At 42.6% G+C, this 23,349-nt stretch carries 21 protein-coding genes; 12 read left to right on the top strand and 9 right to left on the bottom strand.

Annotation, left to right across the window (positions count from 1 at the left end):
• Positions 1-356: 356 nt before the first annotated feature.
• Positions 357-1,697 (bottom strand): DEAD/DEAH box helicase, encoded by a 1,341-nt coding sequence (locus RMX69_RS13550; protein WP_322637743.1) that lies wholly within the window; start codon positions 1,695-1,697, stop codon positions 357-359.
• A 215-nt stretch (positions 1,698-1,912) separates the two neighbouring features.
• On the opposite strand from RMX69_RS13550, the gene infC reads away from it, so the two are divergent.
• Positions 1,913-2,425, top strand: coding sequence for a translation initiation factor IF-3 (infC, locus tag RMX69_RS13545; protein ID WP_289798351.1), 513 nt, complete (start codon positions 1,913-1,915; stop codon positions 2,423-2,425).
• Between the two features lie 159 nt (positions 2,426-2,584).
• Here the strand turns inward: infC and RMX69_RS13540 are convergent, their stop codons facing one another.
• Positions 2,585-3,199: a TetR/AcrR family transcriptional regulator gene (locus tag RMX69_RS13540; protein ID WP_289798350.1), complete on the bottom strand. Its 615-nt coding sequence runs from the start codon at positions 3,197-3,199 to the stop codon at positions 2,585-2,587.
• Positions 3,200-3,603: 404 nt separating this feature from the next.
• On the opposite strand from RMX69_RS13540, the gene RMX69_RS13535 reads away from it, so the two are divergent.
• From RMX69_RS13535 to RMX69_RS13525, 3 genes are all read left to right on the top strand, one after another.
• Entirely contained in the window at positions 3,604-4,911 is a 1,308-nt protein-coding gene (locus tag RMX69_RS13535) for an ABC exporter membrane fusion protein (protein WP_289798349.1), read from the top strand.
• Positions 4,908-6,083 (top strand): ABC transporter permease DevC, encoded by a 1,176-nt coding sequence (gene devC / locus RMX69_RS13530; RefSeq protein WP_322637742.1) that lies wholly within the window; start codon positions 4,908-4,910, stop codon positions 6,081-6,083. Before RMX69_RS13535 ends, devC (RMX69_RS13530) begins: the two co-directional genes overlap by 4 nt.
• 67 nt (positions 6,084-6,150) lie before the next feature.
• Positions 6,151-6,849 (top strand): DevA family ABC transporter ATP-binding protein, encoded by a 699-nt coding sequence (locus RMX69_RS13525; protein WP_322637741.1) that lies wholly within the window; start codon positions 6,151-6,153, stop codon positions 6,847-6,849.
• Positions 6,850-6,951: 102 nt separating this feature from the next.
• Here the strand turns inward: RMX69_RS13525 and RMX69_RS13520 are convergent, their stop codons facing one another.
• The 5 genes from RMX69_RS13520 to RMX69_RS13500 form a co-directional block, all read right to left on the bottom strand.
• Positions 6,952-7,872 (bottom strand): hypothetical protein, encoded by a 921-nt coding sequence (locus RMX69_RS13520; RefSeq protein ID WP_322637740.1) that lies wholly within the window; start codon positions 7,870-7,872, stop codon positions 6,952-6,954.
• 36 nt (positions 7,873-7,908) lie between these two features.
• A complete protein-coding gene (locus RMX69_RS13515) occupies positions 7,909-8,742 on the bottom strand; it encodes a nuclease A inhibitor family protein (RefSeq protein ID WP_322637739.1) in 834 nt (277 codons plus the stop codon).
• 46 nt (positions 8,743-8,788) lie between these two features.
• A complete protein-coding gene (locus RMX69_RS13510; RefSeq protein ID WP_322637738.1) occupies positions 8,789-9,397 on the bottom strand; it encodes a hypothetical protein in 609 nt (202 codons plus the stop codon).
• Positions 9,398-9,671: 274 nt separating this feature from the next.
• Positions 9,672-11,381 (bottom strand): hypothetical protein, encoded by a 1,710-nt coding sequence (locus RMX69_RS13505; protein WP_322637737.1) that lies wholly within the window; start codon positions 11,379-11,381, stop codon positions 9,672-9,674.
• Between the two features lie 15 nt (positions 11,382-11,396).
• A complete protein-coding gene (locus tag RMX69_RS13500; RefSeq protein ID WP_322637736.1) occupies positions 11,397-13,388 on the bottom strand; it encodes a hypothetical protein in 1,992 nt (663 codons plus the stop codon).
• Positions 13,389-14,174: 786 nt separating this feature from the next.
• On the opposite strand from RMX69_RS13500, the gene RMX69_RS13495 reads away from it, so the two are divergent.
• The 5 genes from RMX69_RS13495 (at position 14,175) to RMX69_RS13475 (ending at position 19,548) form a co-directional block, all read left to right on the top strand.
• Complete coding sequence (locus tag RMX69_RS13495) at positions 14,175-15,374, top strand: ABC exporter membrane fusion protein (RefSeq protein WP_322637735.1); 1,200 nt, start codon at positions 14,175-14,177, stop codon at positions 15,372-15,374.
• A gap of 106 nt (positions 15,375-15,480) precedes the next feature.
• Positions 15,481-16,653 carry an ABC transporter permease DevC gene (devC, locus tag RMX69_RS13490; protein WP_322637734.1) on the top strand — a complete coding sequence of 391 codons (1,173 nt, stop codon included), beginning with the start codon at positions 15,481-15,483 and terminating at the stop codon, positions 16,651-16,653.
• An 88-nt stretch (positions 16,654-16,741) separates the two neighbouring features.
• Positions 16,742-17,440 carry a DevA family ABC transporter ATP-binding protein gene (locus RMX69_RS13485; protein ID WP_289798341.1) on the top strand — a complete coding sequence of 233 codons (699 nt, stop codon included), beginning with the start codon at positions 16,742-16,744 and terminating at the stop codon, positions 17,438-17,440.
• Positions 17,441-17,951: 511 nt separating this feature from the next.
• Positions 17,952-18,887, top strand: a complete 936-nt coding sequence (locus RMX69_RS13480; protein ID WP_322637733.1) for a M23 family metallopeptidase — start codon at positions 17,952-17,954, stop codon at positions 18,885-18,887.
• A gap of 121 nt (positions 18,888-19,008) precedes the next feature.
• Positions 19,009-19,548, top strand: coding sequence for a late competence development ComFB family protein (locus RMX69_RS13475; protein WP_190909652.1), 540 nt, complete (start codon positions 19,009-19,011; stop codon positions 19,546-19,548).
• Between the two features lie 62 nt (positions 19,549-19,610).
• On the opposite strand, the gene RMX69_RS13470 is transcribed toward RMX69_RS13475, so the two are convergent.
• Complete coding sequence (locus RMX69_RS13470) at positions 19,611-20,258, bottom strand: L,D-transpeptidase (protein WP_289800067.1); 648 nt, start codon at positions 20,256-20,258, stop codon at positions 19,611-19,613.
• 657 nt (positions 20,259-20,915) lie between these two features.
• Between RMX69_RS13470 and RMX69_RS13465 the strand changes: the two genes are divergently transcribed.
• From RMX69_RS13465 to RMX69_RS13455, 3 genes are all read left to right on the top strand, one after another.
• Positions 20,916-21,068 carry a hypothetical protein gene (locus RMX69_RS13465; RefSeq protein ID WP_289798340.1) on the top strand — a complete coding sequence of 51 codons (153 nt, stop codon included), beginning with the start codon at positions 20,916-20,918 and terminating at the stop codon, positions 21,066-21,068.
• Between the two features lie 365 nt (positions 21,069-21,433).
• Positions 21,434-22,090, top strand: a complete 657-nt coding sequence (locus tag RMX69_RS13460; RefSeq protein ID WP_289798339.1) for a sigma-70 family RNA polymerase sigma factor — start codon at positions 21,434-21,436, stop codon at positions 22,088-22,090.
• A 166-nt stretch (positions 22,091-22,256) separates the two neighbouring features.
• Positions 22,257-22,871: an anti-sigma factor family protein gene (locus tag RMX69_RS13455; protein ID WP_289798338.1), complete on the top strand. Its 615-nt coding sequence runs from the start codon at positions 22,257-22,259 to the stop codon at positions 22,869-22,871.
• Between the two features lie 16 nt (positions 22,872-22,887).
• Here RMX69_RS13455 and RMX69_RS13450 read toward each other — a convergent pair whose 3' ends face one another.
• Positions 22,888-23,343, bottom strand: coding sequence for a gamma-glutamylcyclotransferase family protein (locus RMX69_RS13450; protein WP_289798337.1), 456 nt, complete (start codon positions 23,341-23,343; stop codon positions 22,888-22,890).
• Between the last annotated feature and the right edge of the window lie 6 nt (positions 23,344-23,349).

Here is a 23,349-nt window from a genome sequence, read left to right as displayed (position 1 = left end):
AGTGCTGAGTACTGAGTACTGAGTACTGATTACTGAGTAATGAGTATAACCTTATAGTTAAAACTACACGAACGCCAACGCCAAGGGTGAACAGAACTTTGCTCTTAGGGGCGTGACTACCCTATATGCTGAGTGCAATTAATTTTACTTTTTACTCAGCACGGGCTAAACGCCCCGCTAACGTTACTCAGCACTCAGCACTGTTTTGGTGACAGATATTACAAAGTATTGGATTAAAAGTCTCTGGCACAACTCCAAAAGACTTGTGTGTACAACGAAAATTTGTACGCGAGAGGAATGGAAGTGAGATTTTCCAGAACCCGTGCAAAATCAATCTATTGAACAGCTAACGAATATTAGCGATCGCGTTTAGTAGAACGGCGCGATCCAGATGAACGAGCGCCAGGTTTCTCGTTATTAGTGGCAGGTGGCGCTGCTTTACGTTTAGCCGATGTCTGTGGTAACGGTTTAGGAGTACGAGCCGGACGCTTCTCACTTCCGGGCTTGGCTCTATGTTGCCGTACATTTGCAATTGGTTCTGGGTTGGTATCGGGGTTGGGCGCAAAACCAGCAACCACTTCTTTCGGCAAGCGTTGCTCAATCAGTTTTTCGATATCTGTCAATAGATGCTGTTCATCGATGCACACCAGCGATACAGCTTCACCTGATGCGCCAGCGCGACCAGTGCGACCAATACGATGAACATAATCTTCTGGTACATTGGGCAAATCAAAGTTAACTACATGGGGTAGTTCGCTGATGTCAAGACCCCTAGCAGCAATGTCTGTCGCCACCAATACTTGTAAGGTGCCATTTTTGAACTTTGCCAGAGCGTTAGTACGCACAGGCTGGCTCTTATTACCGTGGATTGCCAAGGCTTGAATGCGGTCTTCGCCCAACTGCTTCACCAAACGGTCAGCGCCATACTTAGTGCGGGTGAACACTAATACTTGATACCAATTATCTCGCCGAATCAAATGAGCAAGCAACTGGCGTTTCTTGTCACGGTCTACTTGGTAAACTTTCTGGGCGATCGTGTCAGCGGTAACGTTGCGGCGTGCTACCTCAATCATCGTTGGGTTATTGAGTAGCCCGGCGGCTAGTGCCTTAATTTTGTCTGAAAAAGTAGCGAAGAATAGCAAATTCTGTCGCTGTTTGGGCAGGAGTGAGAGGATGCGGCGGATATCATTAATAAAACCCATGTCTAGCATCCGATCGGCTTCATCCAGCACTAAAACCTCAATCTGCGATAAATTCAGCGTACCCTGCTGTACGTGGTCTAGCAGTCGCCCTGGAGTCGCGACCAAAATATCCACTCGACTCCTCAAACGCTGTTTTTGCAGATTGATACTGACTCCGCCAAACATCACCATTGAGTTAAGATTTAAGTACTTGCCGTACTCGCGCACGCTTTCTTCCACTTGGGCAGCTAATTCGCGAGTCGGCGTGAGAATCAACGCCCGGATTGGTGGGTATCCATTAGGCGTACCTTTGCTCTTGTTAGACGACAACCGATGCAAGAGCGGCAGTGTAAAACTAGCGGTCTTGCCAGTACCAGTTTGTGCCCCAGCTAATAAATCTTTACCCGACAAGACAGCAGGAATGGACTGCATCTGGATTGGCGTGGGTTCCGTGTACCCTCGTTCGGTAACAGCACGGATAATTTCATTGGACAAGCCGAGATCGGAAAAAGACATAAGACTCCAAAAATAACATCGGCCTGTCGCCAATGATGGCGTCAGTCTTAGGCGGACGGATAAAAATCATTGAAAAGCTGGATGGGCAGTAGCGCAAAGACTGAGAGCGAGTGCCGCAGTCCCTCATTCTATCAGATTGCCGTCTATTGTGTTGTTAAAGTTGCTCTGATTCAGTGTTGTGTTAAATTGGCATTACCTGCTTGTAAAGCAAAGTATTGAACAAATGGGAGAAATTCATTATCGCAATCCAAAAGCAACTGATTAATTCACAAATCAAATCACCTAGCGTCTTTTTGATTGACCATGAGAATAACAATCGTGGTCTGATCGACACCAATGAGGCGTTACAGCTAGCTGAAAGCTTAGAGCTTGACTTAGTTGTAGTATCTCAAGGTAAAGACGCTCCAATCGCCAAGATTCTCAACTATGGCAAGCTTCAGTATCAAAAGAAAAAACGTCAGAGCCAGAGTGCTAGACCGACGGTAAAAGAAGTTCGATTCGGTCTAAACGTGGGTTTAGCCGATTATAATTTACGCATCGAACAAGCAGGTCAGTGGTTGAGTAAAGGCGATTCTGTTAAGTTTGCCATTCGTTTACGAGGCCGAGAACATCAATATCGTGACAAAGCGGGAGAACTGCTAGACCGAATTGCAAACGATCTCAGTCAAGTAGGTAAAATCCAGTCACTGGATAAACGCGCACTAGTTGTTCAAGTTATTCCTGCTTAGTTATCTGGCGATCGCTAGAGGATGTATTGGTGGCAGCTTGTAAGGAACGAAAAAAGCCGGAGACAGTACTGTAGCTTCTATGGAAAAAACAGTCAACTGTTATTCAAGGTGAATTTGACTTTCCGACCAAACAAGCGCCACGCGCCGGGATATAACCAATCAATCGGCGCATTTAGTGATTAGGTGTGTCAAGGCATCAATCAAGCGATCGCTTTCCATTGGTATAATATCCTGTCCATGCATCACATTTTGAGTAATATGAAAATGCACTAATGCTCCTAAGATAATTCTCGCTGTCGCCTCTGGGTCAGGTATCTTTAATTCTGGAGCCGCCAAGTAGTGAGTGAGAGTTTCCGCTACTGGCTTAATCATCACCCGAACACAAATTTGAGCTAACTCAGGAAAACGCCCAGATTCCCCGATTAGTACTCTCATAAATGCACTATGTTCTTTGTCGTTAAGCATTTGATCTAATGCTTTGGTTACTACCTGGCGCACTATAGTGGCTGGTTCTCCCTCAATCGGTTCTGTGCCAAAAATGGAGCTATTCTTTTTACTTGTTAGTTGCTCTAACAGTACTTTGAAAAGTCCTTCTTTATCTTGAAAGTGGCTGTAGACTGTCGCTTTAGAAACACCTGCTGCTACTGCTACCCGATCCATGCTCGTACCAGCATAGCCATTTTGGAGAAACTCTTGCATTGCACCTTGCAGAATTTGCTCTACTTTATCAACAGAATTATCTCGATCGACTTCGTCAGTTTTGATGCGTACCATTTATTAATTATCCTTTCTTCTCAACAATATTAATAGATGCTGCAAAATGCTTTAGTACAAAATTGCGAAAATAAATATACCCTTTGATAAAGCCCCAAAGCCTCTATTATCAGCTTTCCTCTCCTCTACTTTTTTGTAGTAGACAATCAATCCCAATAGGGAATAGGATTCCGCAGCATAAGGGATTTCCAGTTAAAAAAATATCCCGTCTAGGGACGCAATACCTGTGCCCATACAAATCTAGAAATGATTAGGGATAATTTATTTTTTGCAATTCCCTAATGCCAAGCAAATTGATTGACAAGTTTAGTTGTGTTCTCTTGACTAAACTAGTCCGTTTAGTTTAGCATAAATTGAACTGGACAGTTTAGTACAGGTTGCTACTGGTGGTAAGGGGGAATAGGATGAGGGAAAACAGGAATTCAGAGGGTTGGAGGTCTTCTCAGAATCTTTTGCGATCGCCACTTCTACTTGCAATACTTACATCTCTAGCAATAGGTGGAATCAGTGTTTATGCGGTGATGAAGCTTCAGGCTACAGCTAATGAAAAGCAAACAGCACCAGTAGCAATTCAGCCTGTGGTAAAAACAGTAACAGCATTAGGGCGGTTGGAACCAAAGGGAGAAATAATCAAACTGTCAGCGCCTTCTTCTAATGAAGGGAATCGGGTAGAGCAACTATTGGTGAAAGAAGGCGATCGCGTCAAAGCCGGGCAGGTAATTGCCATTATGGACAACCGCGATCGCCTACAAGCTACTTTGAGTGAAGCCCAAAAACAAGTTCAAGTTGCCAAATCCCGCCTTAACCAGGTAAAAGCTGGAGCCAAACAGGGAGAAATTGGAGCGCGTCAAGCAACTGTGAATCGTGTGCAAGTAGAACTACAAGGAAACATTAAAACTCAGCAAGCCACAATTAATCGTCTAGAAGCAGAACTCCTTGGGCAACAACGCAGCTTGCAAGCAACAGTTGCTCGCGTGGCAGCCGAGAGACGTAATGCTCAAGCTGACGTGCAGCGCTACGAGACTTTATACAGAGCAGGAGCAATTTCTAGTCAGGAAGTTGATAGCAGACGTTTAAGTGCCGAAACTTCCACTCAAGCGTTAATTGAAAGCCAAGCCACTCAGACAAGAACTGTCGCAACCCTACAACAGCAGATTAACGAAGCAAAAGCTAATCAGGATCAAACCCTCGCCAGCTTGCAACAGCAGATTAACGAAGCAAAAGCTAACCTGAATCAAACTGCTGAAGTCCGTCCTACAGATATAGCAAATGCACAAGCAGAGGTAGACAGCGCTCAAGCCACCGTGGAGAAAATTAGAGCAGAACTGGCACAGGCATACGTTGTGGCTCCTAAAGCTGGTCGAATTTTGGAGATTAATACACGAGCCGGAGAAACTGTTGGCAATGAAGGAATTGTGGCTCTAGGGCAAACCGACCAGATGTATGCAGTAGTAGAAGTCTACCAAAGTGATATCAAGAAAGTGCGTCCGGGACAAGAGGTGCTGGTAAGCAGTGATTCCCTCCGCAATGAATTAGAGGGAAGAGTGGATTGGATTGGTATGCAGGTAAAGCGGCAAAATCTGATTAACACCGATCCTTCTAGCAATATTGATGCCAGAGTAGTGGAAGTCCATGTGCAACTGAATAAACTATCTAGCCAAAATGCTTCTAGCTTAACTAATTTGCAAGTCAAGGCGGTAATTGAACTGTGATTGGATTTATCCAGCAACTGCGGCGGCGAACACCTTTAGGATGGCTGCAACTGAGTCATGAAAAAGGACGTCTTTTGGTAGCATTGTCAGGCATTGCCTTTGCCGATGTTTTGATGTTCATGCAGCTAGGGTTTCAGACTGCCCTGTTTGAAAGTAACACAATCCTGCATCGGAGTATGGAGGCTGATATGTTTGTCATCAGTCCCCAAGCACGCAACCTAGCAAATATGTCTAGCTTTACGCGGCGACGGCTGTATCAAGCAATGGATATACCAGGTGTAAAGTCAGCAGAAGGAATGTATGTCAACATTGTTGATTGGAAAAATCCCCAAACACAACAGAAGACGACAATATTAGTTATGGGGTTCAATCCCGATCGGCAAGTGTTTAACTTAGCAGATGTGAACCGCCAGATAGATGCTGTTAAGCTACCAGATACCGTTTTGTTCGATCGCGCCTCTAGAGGAGATTATAATGATGCGATCGCCAAAATTGACCAAGGTAAAACTGTCACAACCGAAATAGAACGCCGGACAATTACTATTAGCGGCTTATTTTCAGTCGGCGCTTCCTTCATCGCCGATGGCACTTTAATCACCAACGACCAGAACTTTCTGCGACTATTTCCCAGACGAGAAGCTAGCGGTGTCAGTCTTGGTTTGGTGCAACTACAACCAGGCTACGACCCAAAGCAGATGAAAGCAGCTTTAGAAGCTCATTTAGATGATGATGTCAAAGTTTTAACCAGAGCAGAATTTATCGAATTTGAAATAAATTACTGGAAAACAAATACAGCCATCGGGTTTATCTTCAGCCTGGGTGTAGCAATGGGATTTATAGTGGGCGTGATTATCGTCTATCAAGTTCTTTCTACAGATGTGAATTCTCATATAAAAGAATACGCCACTTTCAAAGCAATGGGGTATAACAATCTCTACTTATTAGGTGTGGTGTTTGAAGAGGCGATAATTTTGGCAGTTTTAGGGTTTATTCCCGGAGCGATCGCACCTTTAGGACTTTATGCTTTAACTCGTAATGCCACCAATTTACCACTTTATATGACCGTAGCAAGAGCCTTGACGGTATTAACGCTGACAATGATTATGTGTGTAATTTCTGGTGCGATCGCCACCCGGAAATTACAATCAGCCGACCCCGCAGATATGTTTTAAAAAATGGGCATTGGGCATAAAGACACTTACTCAATTCCCAATCTAAAATTTAAAATCTAAAATTGGTATGTCTCCTGTTATATCTGTTAAAAATCTCGACCATTTTTTTGGTCATGGTCAACTCCGCAAACAAGTTCTCTTTGATATCAACCTGGATATTAACGCCGGCGAAATTATTATTATGACAGGGCCTTCTGGTTCTGGTAAGACTACACTTCTCACCTTAGCAGGCGGCTTGCGTTCTGCCCAATCCGGCAGTTTGCAGATATTGGAACAAGAACTGTGTGGCGCTAGCAAAGCACAACTTACCCAGGTGCGACGCAATAACGGTTATATTTTCCAAGCGCACAACTTGCACGGTAGTTTGACAGCACTCCAAAACGTCAGAATGGGTTTGGAAGTACATAATAATATTTCACCAGCAGAAATGAAAACCCGGTCAGCCCAAATATTAGAGGAGGTAGGATTAGGAGAACGCTTGAATTATTATCCTGATGATTTATCTGGGGGACAAAAACAAAGAGTTGCGATCGCTCGTGCATTGGTTGGTCGTCCTAAAATAGTCTTAGCAGATGAACCCACCGCCGCCCTTGACAGTAAATCGGGACGAGATGTGGTCAACCTCATGCAAAAACTAGCTAAGGAACAAGATTGTACCATTCTCTTGGTTACTCATGACAACCGCATTTTAGATATTGCCGATCGCATTGTCTATATGGAAGATGGCAAGTTAGTAAATGACCGTGCTGTTGTTGCAGCATCTTAAGCAGATTCTTTTTGAGCAATTCTCACAAATCAAATTTGTGAAGTAAAGAGATTTTGGAACTGCGAATCAGACTTTTTAGACATTAGGTTTTTGCTACTCTTTCTAAGGATTGTAGTCAAATTCGCTCGTTGAACGCACCCCTAGCCAATCTCCTGCTGGGGTTTGTCCGATTTCGTAGGTGTAGCCAACATCCCAAAAACTGATACTGTAGTAAGTACAATTAGCTAAACACTGGTTCATAAACTGGCTAAGTTTACGGCTATTGTTGCGACCATCAGCAAATTCAATTGTTCGCTTCTCGAAGAAAACCATCGTTGCTGCTTGCAGTGCAAGTTCAATGGCAGTCGTTTTGGTTTTAGCTAATGCACCGACAATTTGATGTTGATAGGTGCATTTGTATCCGCCGTAGTAGTAGCCGTAGTTGGTAATCGGGGTGAGATTATTAAGCAGAATTTTAACTTCAGTTATGAGAGTTTGAGTTGCTTCGCTTGGTGATTCTTCGGAGACAATTTGCATTGTGGGTTGATGGCGGCTGCGATCATCGTAGCTTACTTGGTCGGGGATAGTAGGGGCAAGGCAAAACCAGTGGCGATCGCTAGTTTCACCAACCACAATCGACACGGAAAAATCTGGATGTTCCCAATCAAAGCTTTGATGTGCTGCTTTGGCAAAGGATAAATTATATACTTGAATATTTTGCAGATGATTTTCAACTAACTGCTGGAGTTGTTGATAGTAACCTTGGCGTTCATTAGCAATACTTTCGTTCCAAGTATTATCCTTGCGTTTAGAACGCGGCGGGGCGTATTCATAATCAGAAGCTTCCTGATTAGTAGGAGTTCCCCATTCTTCAATTTTTTGCCAATGTTTAAAAGCAAGTTCTATGTCGGTTAGATGAACAAAACCTTCGGAAATCATTAAATTCCAGAGGTTAAATTCACCTTGGGTTGCAGTTTCCCAAACAAACAAATCTGAGCAGAGTAGTTCTAATGTAGCAAGGATTTGTTCTGTTTCTAAATGCATAAATTTAGCTCTAATTAATTTTACGGTTTAATCAATTTACGTCTGAATAGAGGTTGTATAAACACCAAGAAAATCATTTTCTAGTGTTTTTCCAATTATATAGATTGAGAATCCACCAGTGCGATCGCTGAAAGTATAAGTTAAAACATTTTGTAGCTTGGTTAAGAGGAAACTGCCAAGATTGTTTTCTCCTAATCCTACAAAATCTCTAATTTCTATATACTTTGATGATACAAGTAACTTCAATAATAATTTTTCCTTCGTGGGTGCATTTTCCCAAACCAAATCATGCCAATGATAAGCATTTAAAATTTTAAGTTCAGATAATAAAGGTTCTAATTTAATTTTCAAGCTAATAGCGGCTGCTGTTGGTGTATCCATTTCTGGATAAACGGTTGTATGAGGATACCAGACACGATAATCAACTATTGGAGAAATTCCAACCCAATCTTCTTCTTGAGTTTGTCCAATAATTAAGATTTGTGAAGCTGAAATTTTTATTACTTGAATGAGCAAAGTATTTTCTTGGAAAATTTGAAAAAAATGTGAGCTTCGCTCGGACATCTGTTGAATTTCATCAATTTTGGGATATTTAGGAGCAAAACCAAAATCAGATTGCCTCCTATATTTTGCTTCTTGAATTTGACTTTGCCAGTATTTATTTAACCATTCAGGCTCAACATCTTGGATATTTCCAAGATGTTCTAAAACACGAACTATACTAAATTCTCCCTGACTTTGGCTATCCCAAACGAAAGGCGTGTAAGGGTAATCAGATTCACTAGAATACCATAATCCTTCTGAAACAACCTCAAGAGTTGCTAAAAGCTGTTTAGTTTCTAGTTTTAACTCATTTGTAATTAAATCCATTTGTATCTCCCGATAAATTTAGACAATAACTGTTTCATAACGATGCTTATAACAAAGCAGATTGAAATGGTTGTAACAGAATACTGAGAATTTTATCAACATCATTGATATAGTATTCAACTATGTCAATGTATGCTGTTATTCCTTCCAAAATTAAAAATCGCCAGTTGGTTCCACTAGTGACAACTCCATAGATTGTCTTAACTTCTTGTTGAGTATTTTGATTGAATAATTGGGCAGATATCATAGTGGCAATACATTGTCCTAAACCACCTTTGATATTTTCATTTTTCGCCTCAACAATTGTAAGCACAGGCGCTTTAATATAAAACTGTTCTTCAGAACCACAGAGAATGAAATCACAAAATCCATTCAATCCTTTACTACTATCTACATCAAAATCTGTTCCAGAAAACAGTGAGATTTGATAATTTAACTGTCGTCTAACTTCCGTAAGAACTGGCATAATTAGTAATTCGGAACGGGCTTTTTCAGTATTGATGGCAGTTGCTAGTTGAGTATATTCTTCTAAGAGCGTTGTTAAGCTAGCGGAAGGTTGAATAGGCGACACATCTTTGAATAGATTGCGCTTTTCATCAATTACAAGTTGAAACGTTTCTCGAACTTTGGCAAGTGTGAAATCACTGTATGCCATCTGCAACATCCTCCATTATTTACAAGTTATACCAATTCTCTAAAATCCAGCAACAAATTCAAATCCTGAAACCCCACGAAATCTGACATCTCTTAATTACGAATTACATTAGCGTAGCGGGGCGTAGGGCGTGTTTTCAAACTATTTATTTAGCCTCCTAACTTTTTAGATCCCCCTAAATCCCCCTTAAAAAGGGGGACTTTAAGAGACTCTTCGCCCCCCTTTTTAAGGGGGGTTGGGGGGATCTAAGACTTTGAAAACACGCCCTAGCCCATTACGAATTAGTATTAACTCTAGCGGCTGCGCGGACAATTCGGTTGCTATCTTGGGCAAGTTGCTGGCGTAAAACGCTTGGAGTCCCAGAATTATCAGCAACGGCGTAGCGTTCCAGCCAGGATGCAGACTGCGTTGCTTGAGTCAGCACTTCATGTGGAGTTAGCGGGTGGAGGAGTGTCACAAACCGCACAAAGGCATTTTCTGAACTCGCGTATTCTGCAAGTATGCTGACTAAATCATCGGTGCTGGGGTTGTAGAGGCGGTTGAGTCCGCGCAAGGTGGGACTAGTTTGGCGGGTGGTGGGTTGTATAATCAAATCGCGGAGGCTTTCGCGGATGGGTGCAGGGGTGTTGGGATTTTGAGCAACTGCGCGGCGGACTTCGACTTTTTTATCGGTTGCCAGTTGTGTCAGTATTGTTTCAGGTAGGTTAGAATTGCTAGCCGCAGCAGTGCGGACACTGGAGTTTTCATCACCTGCGAGAACTTGTAAGACAGTAATTGGTGTATTGGGGTTAGTCGCTACCTTGATTCGCACCTCTACTTGTTCATCCTGCGCTAGTAATTCCAAAACGCTTACAGGTGCGTTGATTGTAGCCGCAACAGCTTCACGCACGGAGATTTCTGTATCTTCTGCTAACTGTAACCACAACGCCTCTGTCAAATTGGGATGCCGAACTAAACAAACACGCACTTCTACATAAGGATCTTGCACAAGAATGCTCAGTAGTTGTGGTGTTAAGCTGGGGTTGTATGCAAGCGATCGCACTATATTATCATCAGTTGTGGGTGGAAGAATCGAGTGACGATCGGGTGTTGCACCGATAAACTCTCTTCTTGCTAAAATCTCCAATGCCTCAATAGGTGTGCGAGGATTACCAGCTATTGAACGCAGCACATCATTATGATCGCCCGGAAATGCACTTTTGAGCATATCTACTGTTTGATTTGGCGTATTTCCTGAATTTTGGGTACTCAGAACAATTTGAGCAAGTGCGCGAGGCAGTGTGTTGGGATTGCGAACAACTTCCAAACGAGTTGTAAAATCTGGGTGACTAGCTAGCACTTCCAAAGTTTCAGGAAATGTATTAGCATTACTGGCGACAGCACGAACTGTAGCTACATAAGAGTCTCTAGCTAACTGTCTTAAAACGGTGGCTGGTGTATTATGGTGAGATGCGACTCGATAACGCACTGAACTATCGGTGTGACTTGCTAACTGTGACAAAGTTTCAGCAGGCATTTGTGAACCTTTGACAGGATGTTTAATAAAATCAGCGAGATTTTTGCTATTCATGCTTTTAACCGCCTGAGCAAGCACAATTCCTGGTGTATTGGGATTGCGTTGATTTACCAGATTTTCTTCTAATCCCAAGCGAGTGAGAATTGTGACTGGAGTATTGGGGTTAGCAGTCAGTCTTGATTTGACTTCACGGCTAGTATCGTTGGCTAACCGTGTCAAAATTTCAACAGATGAATCAGGATGTTCTGCAACTTTGGCTCTGACTTGCTCAGATTCATCTTGCGCTAGTATTTCTAATAGTTGAATAGGCGTTGGTATTTTATTATGAGATGATTTATACGCAAGTGCCTGTCGAATTTTTACACTGGAATCTCGTGCAAGTTCGAGCAATCGATTGAGGGGTAAATTGGAGTTTTGCGAGACAGCTTGACGCACAGTTTCATCTGGATCTTTTGCCAGTTGTTCCAATATTTGAATCGGAGTTTAATTGCTACGTGCTGCGGTTAGTTTGGTTTTTTGATCTCCCTTTTCCACAACTTGCGCCAAAGCATAAGAACTATTAGTGCGACGAGCCATTAATTGATGAGCGTTTGCAGTTTCTTGCTCCTCCTCTATAGCTAGCAATAACCGATAACGTTCAAGGGGAGGAAAATTGGGATTTTTCAGTACAGTCTCACGTACACTTGAAATATTATTAATTGTTTTCTCTACAGGTTGTCTGGTAAGTTGCACCAAAATATTAGTTGGAGTACCAGGATTTTCAGCTACCCAATTCCGGGTTGTACTATTGCTGTCCTGGGCTAGTTCTGCCAGTGCCTCGGTGGGTGCATTGGGGTTTCTAGAAACTGCTTGACGACCTACACCAGGGCGAGTCATTAACTGAGCTATAATTTCCGGTGGAGTATTTGGATTTCTGGCAATTCCTTCTTGAATATTGTTCCAATTTGTAGAGAGAAGCTGCTGAAAACATTCCATCCTTTGCGCTTCTGAAATCTGTGGATTATAAACAAGTGCTAAAAACAAGTCGCAGTCACTCTCATGAGAAGTAAGTGGTATTGATGGTCTTCTAAGCTGATTAATTAATTCATTCCGTAAAGAAACTGGAGTATTTTGATTGCCAACTAACGCTACAGCTATAGAGCGTTTTCTTGAGTTATTTTTAACACCACTGTTAATTAATGCCAAAATACTTACGATAGTTGTAACTACTTGTTCTTGTAGTTTATTCGATAGCCCAGAAAACATTTCTGTCAATTCAGATAAAAATCTATTCATCAATAGAGATAGCTCATTTTTTGTATCCTCATAAGTTAAATTTCTTGTCATTACCTCCAGAAAATCAGGACTTTCAAACAGTCTCATCAAGTAGTCAACATTAACAACAATATTATTAGGATATAAAGTCTGATGCTTGAGATCAGACATGAATTTGTCAGCAGTGGAATTAAATGAGTTAGCATTAACAGCATACTCAGAGGCTAAAACTCGTCGAATTTCCCGTAAAAGCTTGGTGCGATAAGACTCATTTTGCCCTATCGCCTCTAAAACATACACTGGTGTTTCGGGATTTTTGGCAATTTCGACTTTAATATTGTCCTCCGCATAAAGTATCAACTCTGATAAAATCCGTAGTTTTAGTTGTTCAGGAGTTTGGGAATTTTGGGCAACAGCAAGTTTGACATGAGAATTGGGATACTGTGCCAATCGTTCTAAAATCTCCACCGAAACTTGCGGATGTTCGGCAACATCAGTGAGAAATCTAATCTCATCCTGAACCCATTTTTCAGATATTCCTGGCGTTGATCCGGCTTTTCTTTCTTGTTCTAGTTTTTCCGCTCTTAGTGCTTCTAAATCAATATTTGCTAACTCAGCTAAAAACCTTGTTGGTGTGTTTGGTTGTTTTAATAAAAAATAACGAAGTTCCTTATTTTTCCAAATTGGCTGGTTTGTTACTAATTCATTGAAAATCCGCTCTAAAATACTAGCTGGTAAATTTTTCCTTCTTTTTAAAAGATGCTGTTGAGTTGGAAATAATTGATGCAATATTTCTTCCGTTGCATTCCCATGTTCCGCTACAGCTGCTTGTATCGCTTTATCTTGATGTTCTGCTAGCACAGCCAACACATCTGCGGGTGTTTCTGGATTCTTCGCTACCGCTAACTGAATTTTGTACACCGCATCCCCAGCCAACTGCATCAGCGTCTCTGCTGGCGCTGAGGGATTTTGCGCCACAGCCAACCGCACCCACGCCCAACGACTCTGCCCCAGCATCGCCAATTGTTCGCTATCAGTATTCCAGTCAGATGCAACGGCATACTGTCCTTCCACGAGTTCAATTAATGGTGGTGGACAACTGGGATTAAACTTCACCGCCAACCGGACTGGTAATTCTAAATCACCCGCTAACTGGCTGAAGAGGTTGCATGGCTGTACAACTAAAGTTAATAGTACATTTATACTATAAAAGGAATACAAAACTATTGTGAAAGTTTTGTATTCCTATCTTTATAATTCCCAATAGCAAACAGACTTAAATACAGTAATCCTATTTGATTTGTGAGAATTGCAAGCTACAGGTGTCACAATGCGGTTTGGTTAATGTTTCGTTTTAACCTTTGAATGGGATTATAGCGGTTCTTGTCCCTTACGAGGTACAAAAACCCCACCCCGCAAGTGTGTGTATACACAAGTCAAATTACCCCCCTTAATCCCCCCGATGTATTGGGGAAAAAGAAATCTAGTTCCCTCCCCTTTACAAGGGGAGGGTTAGGGTGGGGTAAAACTGACACGAAAAACCAAATTAGTAAACTATTTCAGACTTGTGTATACACCGTAGGCAAGCGAGGAGGGGAATATGATGTACCTAATACGATTGGTAAACGCTATTATCATCAAAATTTGATATAAATTTCCACCGATCGCAATCACAGCAAATATTTTTTGTTATTTACTTAATTTGATTATGATTGTTGGCGCTGTTACAACCCGGAATTTTAAAACCGTTTACTATACCTGAGTACTTTCATAAAACAAAAGTAGTTTGCTAAAAACATAAACCTATAATTTGGTAAAGATATTCGTTGTTATCCTAGCCAGCTAAATCACTTTATCTAAGTAAAATCTCAACAATTTCCAAATTATTTTGTGGACTTGGAAGTGATAAATCAAGAATAACTGACTCAAGAAGTAGGAATTAGCAAACAAGTACGGAGAAAAGCCTAATCTGTTCTTTTTTCTGCGCCACTAGTTAAGAGGTAATCTATGGTGCGAAACTCAAAGCTAGGGTACAGAAGGTTCCCTAAGTCTATTCTGCGTCCATCCGTTGCTATAGGTATAATTGCATCTTTATTGATTGGCGGAATAAGTTTTTATATAGTAAAACGCTGGCAAAATTATGCAAATCCAGAGGCACAAGTACCAGCAACACAATTACCACAGTTAACAACGGTAACGGCTTTAGGACGACTCGAACCACAGGGCAAGATAATTAAACTCTCAGCTGCGGTGTCTGCGGAAGGAAGTCGGGTAGAAAAGTTGTTAGTAAAGGAGGGGGATAGGGTAAAAACAGGACAAGCGATCGCAATTTTAAACAGCCGCGATCGCCTCCAAGCAGCATTTAAAGAGGCACAAGAACAAGTAAAAGTAGCCCAGGCAAACCTAAACCGCATCCAAGCAGGTGCTAAACGCGGTGAAATTGCCGCCCAAAAAGCTGCGATCGCTCGTCTAGAAGCCGAACGCCAAGGTGATATTAATGCCCAAGCCGCGACAATTGAGCGATTTCAAGCCGAAGTGCGTAACGCCCAAGCAGAAGACGAACGTTATCAGCAACTATATCAACAGGGCGCAATTTCCGCTTCTCAACGGGATAGTAAGCGTTTAAACTTGGAAACCGCCCAAAAAAGCTTGCAAGAAGCCCAAGCACAATTAAATCGTACCCAATCAACTAGTCAGCAACAAGTTAAACAAGCCACAGCAACACTCGATGAAATCGCTGAAGTGCGCGGAGTGGATGTAGAAGCAGCTAAAGCAGAAGTCAATCGTGCTGTAGCAGCTATGAATTTGGCAAAAGTCAATCTTGAACAGGCAGAGGTGCGATCGCCCCAAAATGGACAGGTATTTGAGATCCATACTCATCCTGGGGAATTAGTCTCAAATGATGGCATTGCAGATATTGGGCAAACCAGCCAGATGTATGTCATCGCCGAAGTCTACGAAAGCGATATCGGCAAAGTACATTCAGGGCAGCAAGTGCGAATCTTTGGTGATAACCTCCCGATTGAATTGCAGGGAATCGTAGATCGCAAAGGTTTACAAGTGCGACGACAGAATGTCATTAACACAGATCCCGTCAGCAATATCGACAACAGAGTAGTAGAAGTCCACATCCGACTAGATGAAACTTCCAGCCAAAAAACCGCCACCTTAACCAATATGCAAGTTAAGGCAGTAATTGAATTGTGAAAAATCCGGGATTGGGCATGGAGAAGCGTGCAGAGGAGAAGAATTTTCTCCTCCCTGCTTCCCTGCCCCCCTGCCCCCCTGCCCACCTTGCCCCCACTACCTAATTATGGGATTGTTCAAACAACTGCAACGGCGAACCCCTCTAGGATGGCTGCAACTAAATCATGAAAAAAGCCGTCTTTTAGTGGCATTATCAGGCATTGCCTTTGCGGATCTTCTGATGTTCATGCAGCTAGGTTTTCAGACTGCGCTATATGACAGTAACACCAGACTACATCGCAGTTTGCAAGCAGACATTGTTTTAACCAGTCCCCAAGCCCGTAATTTACCAAGCTTGTCTACATTTTCTCGTCGGCGACTTTACCAAGCAATGGATATACCAGGGGTGAAGTCGGCCCAAGCAATGTATTTCAACAACACAATCTGGAAGAATCCCCAAACGCATCGGGAGACGGGGGTGTTAGTTATTGGTTTTAACCCAGATAAGCCAGCCTTTGATTTACCAGATGTTAATCAGCAATTGCAAGCGATCAAACTACCCGATACCGTCTTGTTCGATCGTGGTGCAAGAGGAGATTATCAAAAAGCGATCGCTCAAATTGACCAAGGTAAAACCCTGACTGCCGAAATTGAAAGGCGCACAATTACCATTAGTGGCTTATTCCAAGTTGGGGCTTCCTTTGGCTTTGATGGCAACCTGATTACCAGCGATCAAAATTTTTTGCGGCTATTTTCTGGGCGACAGTCCAGTAGTGTCAGTCTAGGTTTGATTGTTCTGAAACCAGGCTATGAACCGAAAAAAGTAGCCGCAATGCTCAAAGCCTACCTCAAAGATGATGTCAGAGTATTCACCCACGCTGAATTTATTGAATTTGAGAACAATTTCTGGAGAACAAATTCCCCAATTGGGTTTATCTTCAGCCTGGGTGTATCGATGGGGTTTGTGGTGGGCGTGATAATCGTTTATCAAGTCCTCTCCACCGATGTTAATGCCCACGTTCGAGAATACGCCACCTTCAAAGCAATGGGATATCGCAATTACTACTTGCTAGGTGTGGTGTTTGAAGAATCGTTGATATTAGCAGCACTGGGCTTTTTCCCCGGATTAGGAGTGTCCTTAGTGCTTTACCAACTGACTCGCAGTGCCACAAATTTGCCTATGTACATGACTGCGATTCGGGCATTGCAGGTATTAGTACTGACCATCATTATGTGTACCATTTCTGGTGCGATCGCTACCCGCAAACTCCAAGCCACCGATCCTGCTGATATGTTTTAAATTTGTCATTCGTCATTGGTCATTGGTCATTTGCAAAGGACAAAGGACAAATGACCAATGATGATCGTCACGAGTAATTGAGCTATTTATGACTAGCAAACCCGTCATCTCTATTAAAAATCTCGACCACCACTTTGGTCACGGCTCACTCCGCAAGCAAGTTTTATGTAACATCAACTTAGAGATTAACGCTGGTGAAATTATTATCATGACTGGGCCCTCTGGTTCTGGAAAGACTACCTTGCTGACCTTAGTGGGTGGGTTGCGTTCTGCCCAATCTGGTAGCTTGCGAGTGTTGGGACGAGAACTTTATGGTGCGAACGCTGAACAATTAGTGCAAGCACGACGCCGTAATGGTTATATTTTCCAAGCACATAACTTGCATGGTAGTTTGACGGCACTCCAAAACGTCAAAATGGCTTTAGAATTGCACAAGCATCTTGGGTTAAAAAAGATGCGAGCTAGGTCAGCCCAAATGTTAGAGCAAGTAGGATTAGGAAATCATTTGCATTATTACCCTGATAAACTGTCTGGAGGGCAAAAACAAAGAATAGCGATCGCTCGTGCTTTAGTCAGTCATCCTCAAATAATCCTTGCGGATGAACCCACCGCCGCCCTTGACAGTCAATCGGGACGAGATGTAGTCAACCTCATGCAAAAACTCGCAAAAGAACAAGGTTGTACCATCTTGATGGTTACTCATGACAACCGCATCCTAGACATTGCCGATCGCATCGTTCAGATGGAAGATGGCAAATTCAAGTCAAAAGTAATACTATCAGCCTAAAGTTAATTAGTGTATTCTCTCATTCAGAGTTGATTTATAAAGTAAATCTTAAATTTGGAGTGTCAGAATCACATTTTTCCCTTAATATCATAGTTTTTGGCGAATCAAGACCTACTCTCACCAAATTTTAAAATATTTACGACTAGTCCTATAGTTTAATTTATCCTCACTGACTTACTTACCTAGTTTAAGTAATTTCCCCATACCGATTTCAACCTAACAATGTGATATTAGTGTCCAGTTGAAAAAGTGTCCAGTTGATTCCAAGATTTCCTTCAAGTACTATTTATGTAATGAAAGTTAAATTTTATGCTCATTGCCAATGTCATACACCTTGGTTATTAAAGTTAAGACCAATTTCCTAAGATTACAGATAAAATGATTTGCCCTTGCAATCCATAAGTACCTGGAGAATTTCCGAAAATTTATGGTTATCGGCTTCAAACAGGAAACACTAGCGATAATAAGCTAATCTATTTTCCAATACAAGCAAGGGTTTTTTTGTAATTCTATGATTCTTGAGAATAGCACTAGTAGTTCAAACAAAAAGTTGCTCGGTTTTGATGTCAAAACTTTGACAGCCAACTGCCGTGGAATAAATGTGTTAAAGGGAATATTTGCTGTTCTCCCCATCGCTTTGGCATTGCCTGTAGATGCTTTGCAAGTAAAGGTGATTCCAACTAATCCGAAATTAGGGGATACACTCTCGGTGGAGATTAATCTAGATAATCCAGAGAATGGTACAAATCCAACAGTAGCTAGTGGTAAGAATACATACCCAGCCTTTGAAATTGCGCCTAATCGGTATCGGGCTTTTGTTCCCACAACTCCATTAGAAAAAGCTGGAACTAGAACACTTCGGGTTGCAGGGGATGGTCAAGTGCAAAACTTGGCAGTGAATGTGCTTAATCGCAAATTCCCCGTACAACGCATTACTTTGCCACCTGGCAAAGCTGGAGTGGATGCCACAGAGTATGAACTTAAGCGGGTGGCAGCTTTTAAGGCACTACAAACACCAGAAAAGTTTTGGAATGGAGTATTCCTAAGGCCAAATGCAGGGCGGATGAGTACAACCTATGGTGTGCGTCGCTACTATAATGGTACATTTGCAAAAGACTACTATCATCGTGGTCTTGACTACGCTGGTGCTGCCGGTTCATCGGTAATTTCCCCAGCCGCTGGGCGAGTTGCTTTGGTAGGTAGGGTATCCCAAGGGTTTCGGGTACACGGTAACGTAGTTGGCATTGACCACGGTCAAGGAGTAACCAGTATTTTCATGCACCTGAGTCGTATTAACGTTAAAGAAGGTGATTTTGTGAAAGCTGGTCAACTAATTGGTGCAGTAGGTTCAACAGGCGCTTCTACGGGACCGCACTTGCACTGGGGTCTGTATGTCAACGGACAATCTGTTGATCCAACACCTTGGCGAACTAAGGTCGTTAACTAGTAGAGGCAGAATTGATCGTGTCTTTGCATAATTTGTGTATTTTTTGCTGAGAATTAGGCAAAATAAATTGGATTGATACCGTCCCTACCAAGCTTTGCCAACATAAATGATGATAAGCGTTATGAGTATCGAAAAAATTGTAGAACAAGCTCTCCAAGATGGTTATTTGACACCAGCAATGGAAGCAGAAGTCGGTAGAATCTGTGATAACGCCTCGGAACTCTCAATTGAAGAGTATATGGCGTTGGATCGGCTGATGGGTGCGCTATTGACTGGTGAGGTAGTGGCGGTACCTCGCAAACAATTCATTAACGTTATGGAAGAATTGGTGCTGACAGAAGCGATCGCACGAGTCGCAGAAATTGAAGCCACCAGCGAAAGTTCTTTAGATGTCGGAGATATTGCCGCTTACGCTCTCAATCGGCTACCGCCTTTATATGCTACCACAGAAGAAGGTGCTAACTTCCAGCGCCAAACGGCTCAGGCACAGCTGCAAGACTTAATTTCTCAACAAATAAGTGAGGCGATTAACCGTTATCTCGATCGACCCAATTTCTTCCCAGAACGTCAAGCCTTGGGTAAAAATACTGGTAACGAGGTTGTGCGCCAAGTCAGTGCTTTACTCCAAACATACGCACCTAACTTTGAGCAAAAATTATAATTTTCAGAGTCATTAGTCATTAGTTTTAGACAAAGAACAAAGGACTAATGACTCTTAACTAATTAATCACGGACTAAAACTGTTGTCCCTAAACTTACTTGCTCATATAACAATCGGACATCAGAATTACGCATTCTTAAGCAGCCGTGGGATACAGCTGTTCCTACCAGGTCAACATCCGGCGTGCCATGAAAGCCAATTTCATTCCGTCCATCTGACCAAAAACCAATCCATCTATCTCCCAAGGGACTATCCGTACCAGCCTCAAATACTTTACCAGTAATCGGGTGACGCCAAATTGGATAGTGTCGCATGTGGATCACCTGGAAAGAACCTGTGGGCGTTTCCCAACCCTTCTTGCCGATAGCAATCGGGTAGCTGGCTATCACCTCATCTCCTGCGTATACATAAGTCCGCCGATCGCTTAAATCAACCACCACCTGCGTCTTGACATTTGCCAGCCTACTAGATGGTACTTGTTGGGCTGAAGCCTGAGACCACAAACCTTTTGGCCAACTATCTGCAACTGGATTTTGTCTTTCTACTTGCGCCACCAGCCGCGTCTGAGTTGGGAGGTCGCTTGCTTTAGCTACATTATTCTTAATAATTTGGGGCTTAGTTTGAGGCTTAATGGTAGAAGGCTTGAGTTTAGAAGCCCTACGAGTAGTTGTTTTAACTAGATTCTTCTTAATTATTTGCGACTTCTTAATGGTAGAAGGCTTGAGTGTAGAAGCCCTACGAGTAGTTGTTTTAACTTTAATTATTTTTGATTTAGTTTTAGGTTTAATAGCAGAGGACTTTGGTGTAAACGTCCTCTGGGCAGTCGAGCCTTGGGTAACTTCATCAGGTGGCACAGATCCACCCAGCGCAATTTCCCCCAAACTCACTTGGGAAAGATTCTTGTAGACTCCCTCTGGTCGGCTTCCCTTAAGATTGGTTCGGGTAGAATCTCGCCGCATCGAAGTAGATGCAGACTTCTCATACTGCCGTTCCGCCGTACTAATGCGCCAATGGACAGCTAAGGATAAAAATGCTGTGCCAAAACAAAGCAGCATTACCATACGCCCTACAGATTCGTTTCTTACCATTGCCATCGCCTATTGTTTATCCCTGACATATCCAGCCGAGTAATTGAATGAGTTCATCATCCGATTATCAAAAATTTATCAATACTTATCATTTCCGCTGTAAATCTGCCAACACCTCTGGGCAAACTAAGACTATACAAATTATCCCAGCGGCAAAAATCCAAGTAAGCAACCTCATTCCTCAAAAGTTCTGAGGGTCGTAAGCCTCTCCTCGGACTTTTTAGTGGAACTCTTGAAATGTAGTAATCAATCATTAATGGTGTAGGTGGATGAAAAACCATGTTTGAAAAACTATTGCTAGCGGTAACAATTACATTTTCCCTCAATTTATTTTTTCAAGTTCGCGTACCAGAGCAACATAACTCTAGTGCTGCCTTCAAGCCACAACCAGAACAATCAGCAACTATTCTGGTAACGAAATCAAAAAATTAAATCACCATCTTAGCAACCACAGCAACTTAACTTCCAGAAATTATTACCCGAATTTTAAAGGTATCAAGAAGTTAGAATTACAAAATTTTATCTTCATTTTTATAGCTAAATTTAATTATCTCGATCAAGCGTATATACCCAGTTGCTAAAAGTACTAAAATGTGCATTACATCGCGCCTTTATTCGTTGATGGGTCTTAGGCAACTATGGGAGCAGTATAAGGAAAAGTGGCTCTGCTTATTGCTATAAATGTATCCAAAATTGTATGCTTCAGTGTTCCAGTCATAAATCCGTCACCTGAGCATGGAACTTCTGTCCCATTAGCAGGTCTAATAGATAGGGATGATTTAGAGCCAGTACGATCTATGAGTCAATCGATTACTGTATCCTGGTCAACGGTTGATGCAAAGTATCCAGAAGCATCAGTGCAAGTTGACAAACTCCCTAACCACGATTTAATTTTGCGCTGTCAAGCCGGACTGCGACCAGATCGTGTTGCTTTTGCGGAACTATTACGCCGCTATCAAAGTCAAGTCGATCGAGTTCTATACCACCTGGCTCCAGATTGGCCTGATAGGGCCGATTTGGCTCAAGAAGTTTGGATTCGAGTGTATCGGAATATTAACCGATTACAAGAGCCTGCTAAATTTCGGGGCTGGTTAAGCCGCATTGCCACCAATTTGTTTTACGACGAGTTACGGAAACGCAAGCGGGTTATGAGTCCTTTGTCACTGGATGCTCCCCGTTCCTTAGAGGACGGGGAGATGGATTGGGAAATCGCTGGTGATACCCCAGGTCCTGAAGAAGAACTGACAACTAGAGAATTTTACGAGCAATTACGGGAAGCGATCGCGGATTTACCAGAAGTTTTTCGTACTACCATTGTCCTCAGAGAAATCGAAGGCATGGCTTATGAAGAAATTGCCGAAATCACTGGAGTTTCTCTAGGAACTGTGAAGTCCAGAATAGCCAGAGCTAGATCGAGGCTGCAAGCCCACTTGCAGAATTATCTAGACTCTTAATTTTCTTAATTTACAGTATCTTGCCTCTGCCCAATGGCAGAATTTAAGCATAGATTAAGAATTACTAGAAAGACGTAGATTGTTTCTGCCTTTAGGAGGAAAATCGGCTAATTTTCCCGAAATTCCCGCCCAGTTTACCCGTGTATGAATTGGTAATAATGTTAAGATGACTACTGATTCTCAGTTTTACGACCGTTCTCCTTTGCAACTTCCTCAAGATTTGTCAGATGGAATGGCCAAGCATACCAATGAATCAACGGGTCTTATGGATATGGTGAAGCGCGATCGCTTCGAGTTATTGAGTGCTTACCTCGATGGTGAAGTCACAGCCACCGAACGTAGGCAAGTAGAAGAATGGCTGGCAAATGATGCCTCGGTTCAGTGTTTGTATGCCCGACTGTTAAAACTGCGCCAAGGCTTGCGGACGCTCCCAGTGCCAGCAGCCCAACAGTCGCCAGAAGAGACAGTTCAGCAAGTATTGTCACGTTTGCGCCGCCGCTCCCGTTTAAACTGGATGGTGGGGAGTGCAGCCGTTGCTGCTTGTGCGATCGGTGCAATATCTGGCTTAGTAGGTGGTGGTTCGATGGTGCAACAACTAGCACAACGACCACAAAGAGTACCGATACAAACGTCCTCAGCGTCTATAGTTCCCCCTTCGCCGCTGATGGTGGGGCTAAATAACCCGGTAATTGAAATTCCGAAAGCAGCAGTAGCCTCTCCAGAAAATTCAATTTATCAGGTACAGCCGCAAGGACACGACCCCAAACAGGACATAAACTAATCGCAAAGTTAACAGTTTACAGTTGATAACTGGACTTTGGGGTTATACCACAGCCGCTCCACCAGCCCCCAGGTTGGAGGAAGCCGCCTAATTGATCGACTTCCTGTAAAGTCATTAAATAAACCCAAGCCCAACTATAAGAGAGCGACTGTGGCTCATAAACCTCGATAATTTGTCGATTATAGAGGTTTTCTGGCGTTTGTCTATTGGGCTGGTAATCTTCCAGCACATCTAGCTCATTTAAAATCTTTGGGTGGGAAAAAGAAAGTAAATATCCGTAAACTTGGCTATCCCCTAGCGTCATCGCTGGGTAGCCCATTGGCAGAGAAAATAATTTGCCTTGTACAAGAGCTATTTTGACATCAAAGACTTTGCCAGCACAGTATCTTTTATAGTTAGCTTCACCTGGTTTGAGCGCGCCGTAGACAAAAACCCGCACCAAATCAGACAATTTTATATTTGATTCAACCATTTAAGG

It is taken from the genome of Nostoc sp. EspVER01 (assembly GCF_034530635.1).
In the GTDB taxonomy this organism is placed as follows: Bacteria; Cyanobacteriota; Cyanobacteriia; order Cyanobacteriales; family Nostocaceae; genus Nostoc.
Note: the sequence above shows the minus strand (reverse complement) of the source record. Positions and strands in the feature narration are given on the sequence as shown.

What these genes read in the sequence shown, in the direction of transcription:
- RMX69_RS13495 (WP_322637735.1), top strand. Translation starts at nt 14,175, where the DNA reads ATGGTGCGAAACTCAAAGCTAGGGTACAGAAGGTTCCCTAAGTCTATT.
- RMX69_RS13525 (WP_322637741.1), top strand. Translation starts at nt 6,151, where the DNA reads ATGTCTCCTGTTATATCTGTTAAAAATCTCGACCATTTTTTTGGTCAT.
- RMX69_RS13450 (WP_289798337.1), bottom strand. Translation starts at nt 23,343, where the DNA reads ATGGTTGAATCAAATATAAAATTGTCTGATTTGGTGCGGGTTTTTGTC.
- RMX69_RS13455 (WP_289798338.1), top strand. Translation starts at nt 22,257, where the DNA reads ATGACTACTGATTCTCAGTTTTACGACCGTTCTCCTTTGCAACTTCCT.
- RMX69_RS13465 (WP_289798340.1), top strand. Translation starts at nt 20,916, where the DNA reads ATGTTTGAAAAACTATTGCTAGCGGTAACAATTACATTTTCCCTCAAT.
- devC (WP_322637734.1), top strand. Translation starts at nt 15,481, where the DNA reads ATGGGATTGTTCAAACAACTGCAACGGCGAACCCCTCTAGGATGGCTG.
- RMX69_RS13475 (WP_190909652.1), top strand. Translation starts at nt 19,009, where the DNA reads ATGAGTATCGAAAAAATTGTAGAACAAGCTCTCCAAGATGGTTATTTG.
- RMX69_RS13460 (WP_289798339.1), top strand. Translation starts at nt 21,434, where the DNA reads ATGAGTCAATCGATTACTGTATCCTGGTCAACGGTTGATGCAAAGTAT.
- RMX69_RS13485 (WP_289798341.1), top strand. Translation starts at nt 16,742, where the DNA reads ATGACTAGCAAACCCGTCATCTCTATTAAAAATCTCGACCACCACTTT.
- RMX69_RS13535 (WP_289798349.1), top strand. Translation starts at nt 3,604, where the DNA reads ATGAGGGAAAACAGGAATTCAGAGGGTTGGAGGTCTTCTCAGAATCTT.
- RMX69_RS13510 (WP_322637738.1), bottom strand. Translation starts at nt 9,397, where the DNA reads ATGGCATACAGTGATTTCACACTTGCCAAAGTTCGAGAAACGTTTCAA.
- RMX69_RS13520 (WP_322637740.1), bottom strand. Translation starts at nt 7,872, where the DNA reads ATGCATTTAGAAACAGAACAAATCCTTGCTACATTAGAACTACTCTGC.
- RMX69_RS13540 (WP_289798350.1), bottom strand. Translation starts at nt 3,199, where the DNA reads ATGGTACGCATCAAAACTGACGAAGTCGATCGAGATAATTCTGTTGAT.
- RMX69_RS13550 (WP_322637743.1), bottom strand. Translation starts at nt 1,697, where the DNA reads ATGTCTTTTTCCGATCTCGGCTTGTCCAATGAAATTATCCGTGCTGTT.
- RMX69_RS13515 (WP_322637739.1), bottom strand. Translation starts at nt 8,742, where the DNA reads ATGGATTTAATTACAAATGAGTTAAAACTAGAAACTAAACAGCTTTTA.
- RMX69_RS13480 (WP_322637733.1), top strand. Translation starts at nt 17,952, where the DNA reads ATGATTCTTGAGAATAGCACTAGTAGTTCAAACAAAAAGTTGCTCGGT.